This is a genomic window from Negativicoccus succinicivorans (assembly GCF_018373335.1).
Lineage (GTDB): Bacteria > Bacillota > Negativicutes > Veillonellales > Negativicoccaceae > Negativicoccus > Negativicoccus succinicivorans_A.
Map to the genome: position 1 here is coordinate 1 of NZ_JAHAHH010000016.1, position 17111 is coordinate 17111.

Annotated in this window: 17 protein-coding genes, 1 tRNA gene and 1 pseudogene; 14 read left to right on the plus strand and 5 right to left on the minus strand. The window is 54.9% G+C overall.

Features of this window, described 5'->3' with window-relative positions; translation table 11 throughout:
- From KH813_RS02280 to KH813_RS02325, 10 genes and pseudogenes are all read left to right on the plus strand, one after another.
- A pseudogene (locus tag KH813_RS02280) lies at positions 1-1567 on the plus strand (TIGR03960 family B12-binding radical SAM protein); the annotation flags it as partial.
- Entirely contained in the window at positions 1533-2252 is a 720-nt protein-coding gene (locus tag KH813_RS02285) for a TIGR03936 family radical SAM-associated protein (RefSeq protein ID WP_303992718.1), read from the plus strand. The pseudogene KH813_RS02280 and the gene KH813_RS02285, both read left to right, overlap by 35 nt.
- On the plus strand, positions 2249-3676 hold the full coding sequence (locus KH813_RS02290; protein ID WP_303992721.1) for an Rne/Rng family ribonuclease: 1428 nt from the start codon (positions 2249-2251) through the stop codon (positions 3674-3676). The genes KH813_RS02285 and KH813_RS02290 overlap by 4 nt, the downstream gene beginning before the upstream one ends.
- A 14-nt stretch (positions 3677-3690) precedes the next feature.
- A complete protein-coding gene (gene trmB, locus KH813_RS02295; RefSeq protein WP_303992723.1) occupies positions 3691-4365 on the plus strand; it encodes a tRNA (guanosine(46)-N7)-methyltransferase TrmB in 675 nt (224 codons plus the stop codon).
- On the plus strand, positions 4346-5653 hold the full coding sequence (locus KH813_RS02300; RefSeq protein WP_303992725.1) for an FtsW/RodA/SpoVE family cell cycle protein: 1308 nt from the start codon (positions 4346-4348) through the stop codon (positions 5651-5653). Before trmB ends, KH813_RS02300 begins: the two co-directional genes overlap by 20 nt.
- Positions 5654-5792: 139 nt before the next feature.
- Positions 5793-7049, plus strand: coding sequence for a uracil permease (gene uraA / locus KH813_RS02305; protein ID WP_303992727.1), 1257 nt, complete (start codon positions 5793-5795; stop codon positions 7047-7049).
- Between the two features lie 141 nt (positions 7050-7190).
- The gene (locus KH813_RS02310; protein WP_303992729.1) at positions 7191-7718 is read left to right on the plus strand and encodes a hypothetical protein; all 528 of its coding nucleotides are present in this window, start codon (positions 7191-7193) and stop codon (positions 7716-7718) included.
- Between the two features lie 67 nt (positions 7719-7785).
- On the plus strand, positions 7786-9849 hold the full coding sequence (gene fusA / locus KH813_RS02315; protein ID WP_303992732.1) for an elongation factor G: 2064 nt from the start codon (positions 7786-7788) through the stop codon (positions 9847-9849).
- A 182-nt stretch (positions 9850-10031) separates the two neighbouring features.
- Positions 10032-10631, plus strand: coding sequence for an ECF transporter S component (locus KH813_RS02320; RefSeq protein WP_303992733.1), 600 nt, complete (start codon positions 10032-10034; stop codon positions 10629-10631).
- An 86-nt stretch (positions 10632-10717) separates the two neighbouring features.
- Positions 10718-11614, plus strand: coding sequence for a stalk domain-containing protein (locus KH813_RS02325; protein WP_303992736.1), 897 nt, complete (start codon positions 10718-10720; stop codon positions 11612-11614).
- 61 nt (positions 11615-11675) lie between these two features.
- Here the strand turns inward: KH813_RS02325 and KH813_RS02330 are convergent, their stop codons facing one another.
- A complete protein-coding gene (locus tag KH813_RS02330; RefSeq protein ID WP_303992739.1) occupies positions 11676-12131 on the minus strand; it encodes a hypothetical protein in 456 nt (151 codons plus the stop codon).
- Positions 12132-12311: 180 nt separating this feature from the next.
- On the opposite strand from KH813_RS02330, the gene KH813_RS02335 reads away from it, so the two are divergent.
- Positions 12312-12593, plus strand: coding sequence for a hypothetical protein (locus KH813_RS02335; protein WP_303988742.1), 282 nt, complete (start codon positions 12312-12314; stop codon positions 12591-12593).
- Positions 12594-12714: 121 nt separating this feature from the next.
- On the opposite strand, the gene KH813_RS02340 is transcribed toward KH813_RS02335, so the two are convergent.
- The 4 genes from KH813_RS02340 to KH813_RS02355 form a co-directional block, all read right to left on the minus strand.
- Positions 12715-12806, minus strand: a tRNA-Ser gene (locus KH813_RS02340).
- A 100-nt stretch (positions 12807-12906) separates the two neighbouring features.
- On the minus strand, positions 12907-13377 hold the full coding sequence (tadA, locus tag KH813_RS02345; RefSeq protein WP_303988739.1) for a tRNA adenosine(34) deaminase TadA: 471 nt from the start codon (positions 13375-13377) through the stop codon (positions 12907-12909).
- The gene (locus tag KH813_RS02350; RefSeq protein ID WP_303992741.1) at positions 13374-14024 is read right to left on the minus strand and encodes a hemolysin III family protein; all 651 of its coding nucleotides are present in this window, start codon (positions 14022-14024) and stop codon (positions 13374-13376) included. The genes tadA and KH813_RS02350 overlap by 4 nt, the downstream gene beginning before the upstream one ends.
- 75 nt (positions 14025-14099) lie before the next feature.
- Complete coding sequence (locus tag KH813_RS02355; protein ID WP_303992744.1) at positions 14100-14672, minus strand: xanthine phosphoribosyltransferase; 573 nt, start codon at positions 14670-14672, stop codon at positions 14100-14102.
- Positions 14673-15070: 398 nt separating this feature from the next.
- On the opposite strand from KH813_RS02355, the gene KH813_RS02360 reads away from it, so the two are divergent.
- From KH813_RS02360 to KH813_RS02370, 3 genes are all read left to right on the plus strand, one after another.
- On the plus strand, positions 15071-15664 hold the full coding sequence (locus tag KH813_RS02360; RefSeq protein ID WP_303992746.1) for a hypothetical protein: 594 nt from the start codon (positions 15071-15073) through the stop codon (positions 15662-15664).
- Positions 15665-15753: 89 nt separating this feature from the next.
- On the plus strand, positions 15754-16095 hold the full coding sequence (locus tag KH813_RS02365) for a hypothetical protein (RefSeq protein ID WP_303992749.1): 342 nt from the start codon (positions 15754-15756) through the stop codon (positions 16093-16095).
- A 383-nt stretch (positions 16096-16478) separates the two neighbouring features.
- Positions 16479-17111: hypothetical protein (locus tag KH813_RS02370; protein WP_303992752.1), on the plus strand; the 633-nt coding region annotated here is incomplete at its 3' end.

A 17111-nucleotide genomic window follows, 5' to 3' on the forward strand; every position in this document is an offset into this window, starting at 1 on the left:
TTACCTTACAGTACGAAATGTCCTGCACGAATGTGTTGAATATGCTCGATTTGGCGGGATTGCCGATTTGGAGTGAAGAGCGTACGGACGATATGCCGCTCGTGATTGCGGGCGGCCCCTGCGTTTATAATCCGGAGCCGCTCGCGCCGTTTATCGATGTCTTTTTTGTCGGTGAATCGGAAGAGTCGATAGTTGAACTGGTCGATGCCGTCAAAGCATGGAAAGCGGCGGGTTGTCCCGACGGACGGCGCGGCCTTTTGGAACGCATGGCGCAAATTCCGGGCAACTATGTGCCCGCGTTTTATGATGCGCATTACGATCGCGCGGGGAATTTCGCGCGGCTCGTGCCGAACACGACGGCGGCGCCGGCGAAGGTGCGAAAACGCGTGGTTGAAAATGTGGACGCGCTGCCCGTGCCCTTGCACCCGATTTTGCCGCATATCGAGTCCGTGCATGATCGCGCTGTGCTCGAACTGTTTCGCGGCTGCACGCGCGGTTGTCGGTTCTGTCAGGCGGGCATGATTTATCGTCCGGTGCGGGAAAAAACGCAGGAACAGCTGCTTGCGATCGCGCGCGAACTGATTAAAAACAGCGGCTATGATGAAATTTCGCTGATGTCGCTTTCATCGGCCGACTATTCGCAGCTCGCCTCGCTGGTTGACGCGTTGTTTGCGGAGTTTGCCGATCGCGGCGTGAGCATCAGCTTGCCGTCACTGCGCATCGACAGTTTTTCCGTCGATATCGCGAAAAAAGTGCAGCAGGTGCGCAAAAGCGGTTTAACGCTCGCTCCGGAGGCGGGCACGCAGCGCTTGCGCGATGTGATCAATAAAGGCGTGACGGAAGAAGATTTAATGCAAGCCTGCACCAACGCGTTTACGTCCGGTTGGAATCGCGTGAAGCTCTACTTCATGCTGGGCTTGCCGACGGAAACCGATGAAGATTTGGCGGGCATCGCCGAACTCGGTTACCGCGTGAGTGACTTGTATCGATCGATCACGGGCCGCATGAACGCGCATGTGACGATCAGCGTATCGAGTTTCGTGCCGAAGCCGTTCACGCCGTTCCAGTGGTTCGGGCAAATTCCGAAAACGGAAATTGAACGGCGGCAACTGTATTTGAAAAGTCAAATCAAAAGCCGTAATATTCACTACCGCTACCACGATGCGCCGACCAGTTTGCTGGAAGCGGTCTTGGCGCGCGGTGATCGGCGCGTCGCGCAAGTCATTTACGCCGCGTGGAAGCAAGGCGCGAAGTTCGACGGCTGGACGGATTGGTTCAAACCGGAATACTGGGACAAGGCGTTTCAGGAGACCGGTATTATCCTCGCTACTATGCGGAGCGGCAGCGCGATTTCAATGAACCGTTGCCCTGGGATCATATCGATTGCGGCGTGACGAAAGATTTTCTGCACCGCGAATGGCGACAGGGCGTGAACGCCGCGCTGACACACGATTGCCGTCGCCTCTCCTGCGCGGGTTGCGGCGTCTGCCCGCAGCTCGGCGTCAGCGTACTCGACGGAATGGAGGGAAATCGTGCCAAGACTACGTTTATCTATCGCGAAAGATGAGCCTTTGCGTTTTTTAGGGCATCTTGATTTCATGCGCTCGATGGAACGCGCGTTGCGCCGCTCCGATCTGCCGATCGCGTATTCGGAAGGCTTCCATGCGCATATGAAAGTCAGCTACGATTCGGCGCTCGCGGTCGGCGTGACGGCCGATCCGTTGTACATGGATGTTGAATTGAGCGAAGACGTGCCGTATGAAGACGCGGCGCGCGCGCTTACGGCCGCGTTGCCGCCGGGCGTGCGGTTGACGGCGGGAGAGTATATCGAACAGCGCGCGCCGAAACTGATGGCGTTAATTAATTATGAGCAGTACAGGGTGACCGGTCCGCTCACGGCGGCGTTTACCGACGCGCAGTTGCAGGACGTTTTGACGCGCTTTAACAAGGCGACGACGATTCCCTATACGAAAGTCACGCCGAAGAAAACGCGCCAACTCGATGTGCGCAACATTGTGCCCGAACCGTTGCGCGGCCGGATCGAAGACGACTTCGTGACCATTACGGTCGGCTTTTGGCGCACGCTTGCCGGCAGTATCAAACCGACGGAACTCTGGGAGATCTTGGCGACTGACTTCGCCTTGCCCGTTGCCGCGGGACAGTGCCTGGTGTCGCGTGTGGAGGTGGCGCGCCGTAACGAAGACGGCACGTATATTTTGCCGCTCGATGCGGCGGCGCAGGAAAAATTATGAGCCGATTACTGGTGAATGCGACTCCGCGGGAGACGATTATCGCGGTGACGCAGGAAAATACTCTGACGGACTTGGTGATTCAACCGACCGACGGAGAAGCACTGCTGCATCGTATTTATAAAGGAGTCGTCAAAAATGTGGTCGCGGCGCTTGATGCGGCGTTTGTCGATATCGGCACCGGCGAAAACGGTTACTTGCCGCTTCTCGGCGGCAAATCGCGCGATCTTGAAGGACATAAAATCAGCGTTGGCGCGCGCGTGCTCGTGCAAGTGACGAAAGAAGCGCGCGGCACGAAAGGACCGATGCTCACGACCAAACCCTCGCTGGCGGGACGGTATGCGGTACTTTTAACCAAGGGCCGTTACGTCGGCGTGTCCAAACAAATACAGGAGGCGGCGGAACGGGAGCGCTTGCGCGGACTCGTCGGCGCCCAATTAGGCTCGGGAGACGAGGCGTGCGGGTTTATTCTGCGGACGGCAGCACAAGGTGTGGATGCGGCGGAATTAACGCATGACCTCACGTTCCTGCGGCGCACCTGGGAAAGCATTCGGCGGCGGGCGAAAATCGCCTTCGCGCCGACATGTCTTTATCGGGAGGCGGATATTGTGTTGCGCGCCGCGCGCGATTACGTGACGCCGTCGACTGAACAGATTATTACGAACGATTGCGCCGCGTATGAGCGGCTTGTCGATTTGGTTTCCGAACAGCCGCAAGTGGAAGTGTCCTATGTCGCGGCGAACGATTTGCTGGCGCAGCACGGTATTCAGGACGCGATCGCGCCGCTGCTCGAACGCCGCGTGGAGGTGGCGGGCGGCGCGTACATCGTGATCGATCCGACCGAAGCGCTGACCGCGATCGATGTCAATTCCGGGACATTTCGGAGCGGTCACGGGCGAGACGATTTGGCGTTGCGCGTCAATCTCGCCGCGGCGCAGGAAGTGGCGCGACAAATTCGCTTGCGCAATATCGGCGGCATTATCATCGTCGATTTTATTGATATGCATCGTAAAGAAGATCGCGAACTCGTGCTGACAGAGTTGCGCGCGGCGGTCAAAGAAGATCGCGTACGCACGACGGTCGTGGAAATGACGGCGCTCGGACTGGTCGAGATGACGCGTCACAAGACCGGGCCCACGCTGCAGGAAAGTCGCTATATGCGCTGTCCGGAATGCGCGGGTACGGGGTACGTGATGACGGCCGCCGCGATCGTGGAACAAATCACCGAAGAGCTGCGGCAAAAAGCAGAGCGGGGATTGGCTGATCGCGTACTGGTGCAGGTGCATCCGGCGGTCGCGGACTATTTACGGGAAGAGAATTTGGCGGCGCAATGGCAGGTCCGCTTTCATAAAGAATTTATCATCGCGACGCACCAACGGCCGTCGCGAACGCAGTACCAACTTGCGGCGGCGCCGCAGGAGGACTAGCGAAAGGAGTCAACATGCGTTTACGAAGAAAACCCTGGATCGATGAAGCGATTCTCGAGTACGCCGATTTTTTGTCGATCGGCTGGCCGGAAAATTGTCGCGGGCGCTGGCGGGAGATTTTCGCGCGCGGTGAACGTCCGCTGTGGGTCGAGCTCGGCACCGGCAAAGGGCAATTTATTGCCGGCTTGGCGGCGCAGCACGAAGATGTGAACATCATCGGTATCGAGTTGCAGCGCGGCGTACTATACTATGCCGGACAGAAGGTAGCGGCGGCGGAGCTTGCCAATGTGCGCCTGGTCGAAGGTGATATCAGCGAACTGTTAGACGTGTTCGCGCCGGGCGAAGTCGATCGCTTTTATCTTAATTTTTGTGATCCGTGGCCGAAAGCGCGGCACGCCAAACGTCGGCTTACCCACCGCGGCTTTCTTGAAAAATACGCGACGCTCTTGGCGCCTCAGGGAGAAATTCATTTCAAGACGGACAATCACGATTTATTTTACTTTTCCATCGAAGAGTTTCAAGCGCTCGGTTGGACGCTGCGCGATGTGACGGACGATTTGCATCAAAACGAGCCGGCGGACAATGTGCGCACGGAATACGAACAGAAATTTTCCGCCAAAGGGCAACCGATTTACCGTCTGGTAGCTGTAGCGCCGGAGAGGAAAGGCCATGACGAAGAGAAGGCGTAAGCAAAGTCGGCGGCGCTTTTGGAGCGCGCTCGGACATCGAATTCATCTGCGCAAATTCGGTTACGGCGACTGGTTTTTCGTCGCGGTGCTGTTTTTACTGGTCGTGGGCACGGTGAATGTTTTCAGCTCGACCTTTTATATGAATTTGCGCAGTGCCTCGGGGGTCACCTCCGATCTGTCTCGTCATGTGCTGTTTTTAGTGATCGGCGCGATTTGCGGCGCTTTGGTTTACCGGTTTAATTATCAGAACCTGCGCAAGAGCATGACGCTATGGTTCGGGATCACGGTGCTGATGTTGCTCCTCGTGCATGTGGCGGGGCTGACCGTCAACGGCGCGCGTCGTTGGATTACTTTGGGCGGATTTACGTTTCAACCGTCCGAAGTGGCGAAACTTGTCGGCATTATGTGCGCCGCCTCCGGTCTTGCTCTGCGTGTCGAGCGCGGCGAACCGGTTCGTCTTTGGCAGTCGTTGGGGGGCGTCTTTGTGCCCGCCGGCAAAGGGCTGTGGGAGCGAGTGCAGGAGTGTTATGCGGAATGGAAGCCGCTGCTTTGTCCGTTGATCTTCGGTATCTTTATTTTTTTCCAGCCGGACTTCGGCACCGTGATTTTGGTCTTGGGCGTGCCGCTTTTGCTGTATTTTTTGGCGGGCATACCGACGCTGGAAATTGTCGGCACGTTGATCGCGGCGGCGATCTTCTTCGCCGGGGGCGTTAAGTTCGCACCGTACCGCATGCAACGTCTTATCGCCTGGTATGATCCGTTCAGTTACGCGCGCGATCTCGGGTACCAGGTCGTGCAAAGCATCATTGCCGTCGGTTCCGGCGGTTTTTTGGGACAAGGTTTAGGGCGAGGCTTGAGTAAGTTCGCGTACCTGCCCGAACAACACACGGACTTCGCGTATGCCGTCTTTGCGCAGGAAGTCGGTTTTTGGCTGGCGGTACTTGTTCCACTCGCCTTTCTCGCGCTTTTATTCACCGGTTTTAAAATCGCCGGTCGCGCGCGCGATCAATACGGCGCGTACTTGGTCTACGGACTGGTGACGCTGCTGGTCGGGCAGGGCTTGTACAATACCGCGATGACGCTCGGCGTATTGCCCGTCACGGGTGTGCCGTTGCCGTTCATCAGTTACGGCGGTTCCGCGATGGTCGTGAATTTGATTTCCGTCGGCATGATTTTGGGCGTGGAACGCAAAACCCGCGAGCTGGAAGAACGGGAAGCGCATTGGGCCAAAGTCCGCGCGCTTTCGGAAGGGATTCCGCCGAATCGGCGCTGGCAGCCGCCGCGCTGAAATATATTGGCAAGCGTTTTAAAACTTGCTATACTTATGCGTAGTACATATTATGCAGTCCTGTGAGTCGGAGCAGGTCCGGCGTAACATCCGAAGCTCTCTGTGCACAGAGAGCTTTTTTCATGAAACGGGGAGACCAATGAAAAAATATGTGGACGTAGACGAGAAATTACCGCTTTGGGAAACCTTGCCCCTGAGTATTCAGCACTTGTTCGCCATGTTCGGCGCGACGGTGCTCGTACCGTTTTTACTGAAGGTCGATCCGTCGATTGCGCTTTTGATGAACGGCATCGGCACGCTTTTGTACATGGCGATCTGTAAGGGGCGCTTACCCGCGTACCTCGGTTCGAGTTTTGCGTTTATCTCGCCGGTCACCCTGATCGTTTCCATGGGGCTCGGTTACGGCGCCGCGCAGAGTGGCTTCATCGTTTTCGGTCTGTGTTTCGTCTTGCTGTCCTTTTTAGTGAAAAAGGTCGGCGTCGGCTGGATTGATACCTTGTTCCCGCCGGCGGCGATGGGCGCTATCGTCGCGATCATCGGTTTGGAATTGGCGCCGAGCGCGATGAATATGGCGGGACTGGTCGGCGACCCCATTCCGGGGGTGGATCCGCAACTGGCCGTGATCGTTTCGATTTTCACTTTGGTCGTGACCATTTTGGTATCTTTATTCGGTCGCGGTTTTTTGGGCGTCATTCCCGTGCTGTTGGGCGTAGTCGCGGGGTATATCCTCTCGCTCTTCCTCGGCATCGTTGATATCGACGCGATTGCGGCGGCGCCGTGGTTTGCCGTGCCGACGTTGTACATGCCGGAATGGAACTGGCAGGCCATTATCATTATTTTGCCCGCAGTCTTTGTCGTTTTCGCCGAACACATCGGACACCTTGTGGTGACGAGTCATGTCGTCGGCCGCGATTTGATGACGGATCCGGGACTGTCGCGCTCGCTTTTGGGCGACGGTCTCGCGAATATTCTCTCCGGTATCGTAGGGGCGACGCCGAATACGACGTACGGTGAAAACATCGGCGTCATGGCGATCACGCGCGTCTACAGCGTGTGGGTCATTCGCGGCGCGGCCATCATCGCCATTCTCTGCTCTTTCATCGGTAAAATTTCCGCGGTCATTCACGGCATCCCGACCCCGGTCATGGGCGGCGTCTGCATCCTTCTCTTCGGTATCATCGCCACCACCGGTTTGCGCATGCTGATTGAACAGAAAGTGGATTATACGCAACCGGAAAATCTGATTCTAACCGCGGTCACGCTCATCACCGGCCTTTCCGGCGCGGTGTTGGACTTCGGCCCGTTCCATTTGAAAGGGATGGCGCTGGCGACGGTTGTCGCGATGGTAATTGCGATCGTTCTGCGCTTGTTCCGCGGCCTTCGTCCGCAAGAATAAATAAAAACGCACTGCGGTGCGTTTTTTATTGCTCGCAAGTGCTCCGAGATTCTGTTTGTAATGGGGGCATAGCGCCGGATAAGGCGTGAAAAAGCGACGTTTTCATGTCTTTGGTATAATACAGAAAAGGAGGAATGATCGATGCGAAAATTACCCGTTTTAACATTGGGATTGATCTTTGCCGCGACCGCCGCGTTTGCGCAGGCGGGACCGAGCCATCATAAACTTTTGCCGCCGTTGCCGCCGTTGCCGCCGCAAAGCGCCGAGACCTACGCGCCGGTGGTCGTAGTCGCGCCGGAGACGGTCGCGACGCCGTCTGCTGAAGCGACTGCGGTGCAGGCGGACAATCAGATCCGTTGGGTCATGGCGGTCGACTTCATGACGGTCGAGGTCCGCATGGCGAAACCGCTTCCCGAGGAAATGACGCAGCCGGACGCCGTCGCGCTCGCGCAGCGGAATTTCCACATCAGCGATAACGTGAAAATTATTTCCGCGCCGTTGCCGGTGCCGGGCGAAGATAAGATGTATCGCTTGCGCGTGGACGGATTTGCACCCGAGACGCTGTACCGCATTCGCTACCGGGATGCGGAGGAGCAGACATTTCGTACCTATCGCAATGATCGCGAAATGAGCGAACATTATAAAAACCGTTACGGCGACTTTTTCTAAGAAATAAAGGAAAAGCGCGGCGGGCGGCGAAAACAGTCACTAACAAATGCTTTGAGGAGGCGGTATCGTGAAAGATTATGCAGGTTCTCAGATTCGTAATGTGGCGGTCCTGTCGCACGACGGGGCAGGTAAAACAGCCGTGGTCGAAAATTTGCTCGCGACGACCGGAGCGATTGAAAGTATCGGCACAGGCGCCGATAATAAGCATGTTCTCGATTTTGAGCCGGAAGAAATCAAGCGCAATGTCACGATTCAATTGGGTCTCGCGCCCTGTGAATGGAAAGGCTACAAGCTGAACTTCATCGATACGCCGGGCTACGGTGAATTTTCCGGCGAAGTGCGGGCGGCGTTACGCGCCTGCGACGGCATCCTCATCATCGTTTCCGCCGAATCGGGCGTGGAAGTGGACACGCAGCGCGCGTGGGATTACGGTGACGAACTGGCGCTGCCGCGGATGATTTTCATCAATAAAATGGACGCCGAACAGGCGAATTATGACAAGACGCTTGCCGAAATGCGCGAACGTTTCGGTAAAACCGTCATGCCGTTGCACTTGCCGTTAGGTGAGGGTAAAGATTTCCACGGCATCATCGATATCGTGAAAATGAAAGCGACCGTTTGGGAAAACGGTCAGGAAACGGAAATCGACATTCCGGAAGAATGGCGGGAGCGCGCGTCGGAAGTACGCGACATGGCGATTGAAGCGGCCGCGGAAGGCGACGACATCCTGCTGGAAAAATATTTGGATGGCGGCGAACTGACCGTCGAAGAAATTCGCCTCGGTTTGCGCGAAGGCATGAAGAGCGGTCGCGTTGTGCCGGTCATGATCGGCTCGGCGCTGGCGAAGATCGGCTTGGATAAAATGCTGGATCGCATTATTCGCTACATGCCGGACGCTTCCGCGCGCACGATGGAAGGCACGAATCCCAAGACGGAAACGAGCGTCACGGTGCACGCGGACAATCCGTTCAGCGCGTTTGTCTTCAAGACCGTCATCGATCCGTTTGCCGGTAAATTATCCTATATTCGGATTATCTCGGGCACCTTGCGTGAAGGCGACAAGCTGATCAACCAGACGCAGGACTTGACGGAACGTTTTACGAAGATGTACATGACCGTCGGCAAACAGCAGATTCCGTTAGCGCAGGCGACGGCGGGCGACATCATCGCGATCCCCAAACTCGAAGCGAAAACGGGCGACACCTTCTCCGACGCGGGCTTCCCGGTCGTGTATGAACCGGTGCGCTTCCCGAAATCGCTGTACATAGTAGCGGTCGAACCGGAAAGCAAAGGCGATGAAGAAAAACTCGCCGCCGGTTTGCTCCGCTTGGCGGAAGAAGATCCGACTTTTGTCACGCAAAAAGATCCGGAAACGCGGCAGACTTTGGTTTATTCAATGGGTGAAATTCACCTGCAGCATAATCTCGGCAAACTCGAACGCAAGTACGGCACTAAAGCGCGCGTCGTCGAGCCGAAAGTACCGTATCGGGAAACGATCCTGGGCAAGGCGGAAGGCGAAGGCAAGCACAAGAAACAAAGCGGCGGTCATGGCCAATACGGTCACGTCTTCCTGCGCGTCGAACCGACGACGGAAGATTTTGAATTCGTCGATGACATTTTCGGCGGCGCCGTACCTCGTCAATATATTCCGGCGGTCGAAAAAGGCGCGCGGGAAACTTTGGCCAAAGGCATGATCGCGGGCTATCCGATGATCGGCGTGCGCGTCACTCTCTACGACGGCTCGTACCACTCGGTCGACTCGTCGGAAATGGCGTTCAAAGTGGCGGCCTCGCTGGCGCTGCGCAAAATTATTCCGCAGGCGCAACCGGTATTGTTGCAGCCGGTGTACAATGTGAACGTATTCGTGCCCGATGAATACATGGGCGCGATCGTCGGCGATCTTTCCGCGAAGGGCGGCCGGATCCTCGGCATGGAACCGGGCGAACGCGAAGGCGAATCCGTGGTGCGCGCGCAGGTCGCGTTGGGCAAAATGTTCTCTTACGTGACGGAACTGCGTTCGCAAACGCAGGGTCGCGGCACATTCAACATGGAATTTTATCAGTACGAACAGGTGCCTTTCCAAGAAGCGCAGGAAATCATCGACGCGTACACGGCAGAAAAAGAAGAATAAAAATAAAAAAAGACCGCTGCGGCGGTCTTTTTTTATTGGTTCATTTCGTTTGCTTGCGGTAAAAGGTGCCGGTAAATAAATCTGTCATGAAAAGCGCGTGCGGTCTGTCCTTGTCGGCGGTCAGTTTGCCCTTTATAGTTAAGTAAAGAAACGGTAAACTTTTACGAAAAGGGGTAGTTTGTATGCATCGACGTATGACGGTGGCGGCGCTGATGGCGGCCGCCGCATTGATTTGTTTCGTGTACCTGCGCATTGAGGTGCCGATGGCCTTCGGCCTGACCGGTAAAGTCTATTTCGGCTATACCTTTATTTTGATCGGCGCGTTGCTCACCGGTCGTTGGTACGGCGCGCTCGCCGGCGCGGTCGGACTGACGATGGCGGATCTGTTGGCGGGTTACGTAACGAGCGCGTTGCCGACATTTTTGTCGTTCGCGTTGCTCGGATACTTGGCCGGTGCGGGCGCGGACTGGTGGCGGGCGCGCTACGGCGAAACGAAATGGATGGCGCTGACGGTTTCGGCGGTGGCGTTCACGATTTTCGCATTTGTCGAGCCGTTGATTCGCTCGACCTTCAAATATTTTGTGCTGGGCTATCCGTTCCCGATGGCAGTCGGTTCCGCCGGTAACGTATTCATTGCCAGCATCTTGTGCGCGCCGGCGACATTTATTCTGCTGGCGGTTTTGTATCCCGCCGTGCGCCGCGCTTTGCCGGAGTTGACGCAGGCGCTGATCCGCGATCGCGGCAAAATGCAAAAACACGCCGCCGCGGCGACACGCGTCTGAGAAGTATTTTTAACGTCTTCCTAAGCGCTTTATGAAACGGGTATGGTACGATAACATAAAGCGAAAAATCGCAAAAGGAGGATACTATGAAACGAATCGGTTGGTTAGTTATGGCCTTGCTGGTGGCGTTCGCCATGCCGGCGGTATCACAGGCGCAAGCCCTCGGCTATATGATGCAGCGCGCGCAGATCGTTGAAGTGAAAGACGGCGGCGTGCTGACGGTGCAAGGTGAAAAGGAAAAAGAGCAAGTTCCGACGCAAGGCATTCGCGTCATGGATGCCGCGACGGGGGAATTTGTCGCGGCCGATAAAGTCGCGTGGAAAAAGGGGGACGATATCCAATTTTTCACGCGGGCTGCGGATAAAAAAGAGGCGGCCGAGAAACCGGCCTTGCTGGTTACTCATCCGGACAGCAAGTACGCTGTCGAATTGGATTATTTTGCGAAAAACGGCAGCGGCGCTCATGAACGTCTGGTGCTCCTCAGCGTGCCGGACAAAGTGACCGATCTTACGGGGCAGGCGGTCCCGACCAAGTATGTATTGGGAAATCCTTTGCTTGCTCTCTACACGACAGCGACGTTGAGCCTTCCTCCGCAGACGAATCCGGAAAAGGTTTGGATTTTCGGCAGAGTCACGATGAAGACGCCGGCCGACTCCGCGGACACGGCCAAAGCGGACGTAGACAAAATCGATCTCGGCACGGCGAAAACGCTCTCTGACGGTACGCAAGTGTATGCCTTGCGCGACGCATTGACGAAAGCGGGCGCCGATATCGGCTGGAACGATGAAACGCGCACCATCAGTGTTACGCGCGACGCCAAGGTCGTGGAAATCGTCTTGCATCCGGCGGCCGAACAGGCGCAATTTATGGTGAACGGTGAAACCTCGACCGTCGATCACATTGTGGTCGAAGACGGTACGACCTATGCACCGGCGCAAGTCATCGAAGACATTTGGCGGGCCTTGGCACCGGCAGACAAATAATCATAAAACACGAAATAAAAAAGCACCTCGCGCGAGGTGCTTTTTTATTTCGTATCCCGATTTATTTATTGTCAAACACGGCGCGCGGAATCGGATACGGATAGCCGTACACCAAATTCCAGCTGGCAAGGAAACCTTCGCGCAACAACAAATTATAAGCGCCGGTATTCGTGAGATCAAGCAGACCCCAAGGGGCATTCTCTTTGAGTTTGACGTAGACTCGATCCAGCGGCTCATCATTTATTTTGCGATACCAAATCCGATCGACGCGCGCAATCGAGTTCGGATCGGCGGCCGGCAAAACCGTCACCAGATCAATGCGCCACATCACGCCTTCCGGCGTAAATTGCAGGAACTTCAGTGACGCGTTGTCCTGATAAACGACCACATTATCATGAGCCACAATGAACGGATATTCGGGATTTCCCTGCCAGGGCTCATTCATCGCCTGCGCGCTTGCGCCGACCCAAAGCAGAGCCGCCAACACTACGCCGGTCCATTTTGAAAAATGAAGCATATTATCTCCTTTTGGCTGTAAAAATTTGCTTTTTCTTTATTGTAACCTTACCCGTATGAAACGGCAAGTTCCGTTTCGAGCCGGCTACCGGTGATATAATACAGGTGAAGCCGCGTGATCTGTATTATCTGTCGCCCGAACGCGGCAACGGGGCGGCCGTTCTACAAAGGAGTGAGGCGTATGGAGAAAATGGAAATGTTGCGTCAACTGACCGATCAAATCGATATGGAAAAAGTACAGGACTTGTATCGTCGTTTTAAAGCCGGCGAAATCAATCAGTCGGATTACGAAGCGGAAGTTCGTTCCCTGGTCGAAACGGTCGGCGCGAAAGTAACCGGCGCGCCGCTCACGGAAGAACAGACGCAGGAAATGACGCAAATGGTTATAACATCGGGACAGCAACTTGGTGCCGCACTCGGTAACAACGAAACTTTGAACAAGTTAAAAGACTTTTTGCCCTAAAGGAAGGGGATTATAATTTGCTCAGCAGTACCCCCTGAAAAACGCGCGGCCGCGGCCGTGCGTTTTTGTGTACACGCATTTTTATAAATAAAAAAGCGCGACATCGTCGCGCGTATCTTCGTGGCGGAGAGGGTGGGATTTGAACCCACGAGACGGGGTTGCCGCCTACCTGATTTCGAGTCAGGCTCCTTCGGCCAGCTCGGACACCTCTCCCTATCGTTCAGCGCATCTGCACCAAACGATAAAAATATTTTACCATAACGGTAAGAATGAAGTCAATTTTGTTTTCATGGCAGCGTAATGCGGCCGTTTTTTATTTCTCGTCAGCGCTTTTGGCGGCGCGGCGGGCGCGGAAGAAATCTTTCATTTTTTGCCGGCACTCGTCTTCCAACACGCCGGCGCGGATTTCGACTTGGTGGTTAAGCGCGTCATGATCCGCGATGCGAAAAATACTTTCGACGCCGCCCGCTTTGCTGTCGGCGGCGCCGTAGACAAGCCGCTTGATGCGGCTGTTGACGATCGCGCCCGCGCACATGGGGCAAGGTTCAATCGTGACGTAGAGCGTGCAGTCGGAAAGCCGCCAGCGCTGCAAGTTTTTGCAAGCTTCCTGCAACGCGATCATTTCCGCGTGCGCGGTGGCGTCGGGAATGGATTCGCGCAAATTGTAACCGCTGCCGACCACCTTGCCGTCACACACGACAATCGCGCCGATGGGAATTTCCCCCACGGAGGCGGCGCGATCCGCTAGCGCCAGCGCTTGGCGCATAAACTGTTCGTCGCTCAAAGCAGTCCTCCCAAAGGTAGTACATACAATTGAATGGCGAGCCACTGCAAGATACTTCCCGCCAACACGCAAACATGCCAGATGACGTGCTGGTAAGGAAGTTTTTGCCAGAGATAAAAAATACTTCCCACCGTATAGACGACGCCGCCGGCGAGCAGTAAATGAATCGCGGCGGGCGGCAGAGACGCGGTCAGATCCGGCCACATGACGACGGCGAGCCAGCCCATCGCCAGGTATAAAAGCGTGGAGATCGTTTTGAAACGTCCCGCATAAAAGACTTTGAAAATAACTCCGACGATGGCAATCCCCCAAATGACAATACTCCAGGTGAAACCGCCGCGGTTGGGCAGCGCGATCCACAAAAAAGGCGTGTACGAGCCGGCGATCATCAGATAAATCGCGGCATGGTCAAAGCGACGTGCCACTTTGCGCGCCAACGGCGCGGCGAATAAACTGTGGTACACGGTGCTGGCGGTGTACAACGCGACCGCGCACAGACCGTATATCCAAAGCGCGGCGTGCGCAAGCGGCGCGGCGTGGGATTGCCAAAGCGACCAAACGCCGAGGCCGAGCGCGAGGACACTCATGATGATACCGAGCGCATGGGTGGCGATATTGCCGATTTCCGCGCGAAGTTCACGTGTCATGGAAACCTCCCCGCAAAAAAACTGTGTATTCCAAATTTATATTCTGCCGACAGCGATATTTTGTCGGAGTAGCCGTTACTTGTCGAAAACGACTTGGTTATTCGTAAAGGCTTTAATTTTCACGAGCGAATGTAAATCGTAACCGGCCTCACGCAGCAGTCGGCCGCCCGGCTGGAAACTTTTTTCGATGACGATGCCGATGCCGGCGACTTGGGAGCCGGAGGCTTCGACCAAACGCGCCAGACCGAAGCTCGCTTCTCCGCGCGCGAGAAAATCATCGACAATCAGTACCGATTCTCCGGCGGGTAAAAATTCTTTGGAGACGGTCACATGGTAATCCGTGTTTTTAGTATACGAATGAATTTTCGTCACATAGAGTTCATCGCTGAACGCGCTTTGCTTTTGCTTTCTGGCGAAGACGACGGGACAATGCAATTCGTACGCGGTCGCGAGCGCCACCGCGATGCCGCTGGCTTCGATCGTCAAAATGCGGGTGACATGGCTTTGCGCGAACTGCGCCGCCATGCGCACGCCGATTTCCCGGTAGATATCGGGATCGAGCTGCTGATTGATGAAGCTGTCGACTTTCAAGATGCGGTTGTCAATGATGCGCCCTTCGGTTTGGATTTTTGTTTCTAACTGATTCATGCTGACCTCTTTCCGCTACATTGGTGACGCGCGCCTGCTATACGCACATGATGTTAATTCAGATTATCACAAAATATAAAAAGTCCGTCAAGTTGTCCGCGCTTGACAGGCGAAAAGAGCGCTTTGCATCCAAGCGTGAAACGCGTCTTTACGACCGAAAAAGGAGCGTGGTGATGAGCCGCGGCCGCGATGATGGAGGATCGGAAAAGTAACCGATTATACGCGGCCGGCGGAATAATTTGTTTACTTTTAATTTCACGCATATTTGACGCTTTTTGATGCGAAACGTATAATGAAAAGAGTAGAAGGTCTGTCCGGTTCTTGGAAAACAGACTGCATTGGCGGTCAGCCGAAAGGAATTTTTATTCCGGTGACAGACGTACAAAGGAGGAAGCAAGATGAAAAAGACATTACTCGCAATGGCTGCATTGGCAGCAATCAGCGGCAGCGTATTGGCCGCGGACAATGCTCAGGTACCGGCTACGCCGGCGGCACAAGGCGTACAACCGTATGCCGCGGGTCAAACCGTCAACGGTTATACCGACGGTCAGGCGTATTACAATGAACACGGCGTGCGCATGGGCCAATACATGCAGGCGGACGCTCGTTACTTTGATCCGGACGCACGACCGATGACGGACAAGATGGCGGAAAACGAGTATCTTTATCCGAACGTACCGCCGCAGGTAGCGCCGGAAGAAAAACAAGACGGGACCGCTAAAGAGGAAGCGAAACCGGAAGTAAAACCGATGGCGAAAGGCGTACAACCGTATGCTCCGGGTCAGACCATCAACGGCTATACCGACGGTCAGGCGTATTACAATGAATACGGCGTACGCATGGGCCAATACATGCAGGCGGACGCTCGTTACTTTGATCCGGACGCCAGACCGATGACGGACAAGATGGCGGAAAACAAAGATCTTTATCCGAATGTACCGCCGCAGGTAGCACCGGAAAAAAAACAGGAGAATTCCGAAAAAAACAAGTAATTCCGGCGGCGAAAGGCGTACAGCCGCGCCAAGCCGGTGAAACGCCGAACGGTTACACCGACGGACGCGCCTACTACAATGAGTACGGCGTGCGCATGGGCCAGTACATGCAAGCCGATGCCAATTATTTTAACGGCGCTCGCGACGCGGAAATGGTACCGTCGCAACCCGATTCGCGCGGGATGTTCGTGGACTGCACGAAACGTCTGAGCGCGCAGGATCAGAAAGAGTTGCGCGGCTATTTTGAAGGCTATCAGCCGAAAGAGGCTCGCGAAGCGGCGGCGAAATATCTGGCTCGAAAATACGGCGAACATGTATTTGAAGTCGTATTCGTCACGTCCGATAGCGGCAAGGTTCAGTATCGCGTTATGGTCGGACGTAACTACTTGAAGCATCGTCTGAATACAAAGGCTGCGAAAGAACGGCAATAACAAATAAAAAACGGCTCCGCAAGGAGCTGTTTTTTTGTGCAAAATTTTACGATTTATATCATTGGGAAATAAATGAGTCCCTCGGTAAAAAGTAAAACATTTTTACGCCAATGCGCTCGGTCAAGATTATATTCCGGGAGCATCCCGACCGGCGCGTCGTATATCGGAAAACTCGTCCGCGTAAATTTTTCAATTTATTTTGGCTCAAAAATAGCGCAACTAAAGCGAATATTTGACGATTTTGGAACGAAAATGTATAATAAAAGTATAGAATGTGTTGATGTGAACAGCAGAAGTCTGTCCGTTGTTTACCATTGATCGTCCCTGCGATCAGCTGAAAATTGTATATTACAGTGACAGACATTGCCAAAGGAGGCTGGAAGATGAGAAAGACAGCGTTAGCATTAACCGTATTGGCGGCCATCGGCACAAGCGCCATGGCGATGAACTATTACGATGTTGACATGTATTATCTCCGTGACCAGAGCAAGACGCTGACCGTCGAAGATAAACAGCATACCGGTGATATTGCGGTACCCTACTTGGGACGCGGCGTCAGTGAAGGCGCGGTGGATCAGGCGGTAGCTGATATTCAGAACTTCTTGAACGAAAAATATGGGGAAGGTCAATACTTTGTTTATACGGACAAAGATGTCAGCGACTACCATATGAATATTTACGTTACCAACGATGCCACCCAAGTTCCCGCACCCGCACCGGCGGAACCGACCGTAGCGACCGCTCCGACGGAACCGGCTGCAGTGCCCGCGTCGACCGTATTGGCTGACGGCGGTATCGTTTTGCAGCTGACGGACTTCACGAAGGAAATGGCCGCGGCCGATCGTGAACAGATCACGGCGATTCTCGGACAATATACGCATGGCGACAGCGCCGCTAACTTGGCGGAACGCGCGGAAGACGCCGTGGAACATTACCTGGATCAGAAATACGGCGACGACTTCTATGATGTCGACGTGAAGAAACTGGAAAACGGCGCTTACGACGTTCAGATCAAA

Bases quoted from the DNA above. Each gene is read 5' to 3' on its own strand.
- KH813_RS02320 (WP_303992733.1), top strand. From the start codon at position 10,032: ATGCATCGACGTATGACGGTGGCGGCGCTGATGGCGGCCGCCGCATTG.
- KH813_RS02325 (WP_303992736.1), top strand. From the start codon at position 10,718: ATGAAACGAATCGGTTGGTTAGTTATGGCCTTGCTGGTGGCGTTCGCC.
- KH813_RS02290 (WP_303992721.1), top strand. From the start codon at position 2,249: ATGAGCCGATTACTGGTGAATGCGACTCCGCGGGAGACGATTATCGCG.
- KH813_RS02355 (WP_303992744.1), bottom strand. From the start codon at position 14,672: ATGAATCAGTTAGAAACAAAAATCCAAACCGAAGGGCGCATCATTGAC.
- trmB (WP_303992723.1), top strand. From the start codon at position 3,691: ATGCGTTTACGAAGAAAACCCTGGATCGATGAAGCGATTCTCGAGTAC.
- KH813_RS02360 (WP_303992746.1), top strand. From the start codon at position 15,071: ATGAAAAAGACATTACTCGCAATGGCTGCATTGGCAGCAATCAGCGGC.
- uraA (WP_303992727.1), top strand. From the start codon at position 5,793: ATGAAAAAATATGTGGACGTAGACGAGAAATTACCGCTTTGGGAAACC.
- KH813_RS02330 (WP_303992739.1), bottom strand. From the start codon at position 12,131: ATGCTTCATTTTTCAAAATGGACCGGCGTAGTGTTGGCGGCTCTGCTT.
- KH813_RS02335 (WP_303988742.1), top strand. From the start codon at position 12,312: ATGGAGAAAATGGAAATGTTGCGTCAACTGACCGATCAAATCGATATG.
- KH813_RS02310 (WP_303992729.1), top strand. From the start codon at position 7,191: ATGCGAAAATTACCCGTTTTAACATTGGGATTGATCTTTGCCGCGACC.
- KH813_RS02350 (WP_303992741.1), bottom strand. From the start codon at position 14,024: ATGACACGTGAACTTCGCGCGGAAATCGGCAATATCGCCACCCATGCG.
- KH813_RS02300 (WP_303992725.1), top strand. From the start codon at position 4,346: ATGACGAAGAGAAGGCGTAAGCAAAGTCGGCGGCGCTTTTGGAGCGCG.